Source organism: Glutamicibacter sp. 363, assembly GCF_052379505.1.
Taxonomy (GTDB): Bacteria; Actinomycetota; Actinomycetes; order Actinomycetales; family Micrococcaceae; genus Glutamicibacter.
In genome coordinates, this window is sequence record NZ_JBQSYR010000095.1 from 1 (window position 1) to 374 (window position 374).

Consider the following 374-nt stretch of genomic DNA (forward strand, 5'->3'; position numbering starts at 1 on the left):
CGCAGAAGCCGATACATGCTGGCCACCGAACACAAGTAGGTCCCTTCGCTGAGCAGCACAGCATAGATCTGTTCTGGTGCTTGATCCACAAACCGGTCGCTATTCAACGTTTCAAGAATCAACGCTTCTTCAGCCTCGGTGAGCTTGTTCGCCGGTGCCGGCCGAGGCGCATCAACTGGCTTGGGTGGAAAACGTTCAGCACGCTTGTGGCGGGCCATCGTGGCTCGGCTGACACCAGCCAGAGAACTGGCTCGGCGAGTCGAAATCCCAGACTCAACGAGCTGGTCAAAGACGTTTTTCATGAACGCACGGGAGTCTATTCTGAATCCGCGCTCTTCGAGATCTGCTCCAAGAGCGCGTGTGCTTTTCCCATG

1 pseudogene is annotated in these 374 nt (G+C 56.1%); it reads right to left on the minus strand.

The features are described from left to right. Window positions 1-374 (minus strand): annotated as a pseudogene (locus tag ACT3UA_RS19005) (IS3-like element ISAar44 family transposase); the annotation flags it as partial.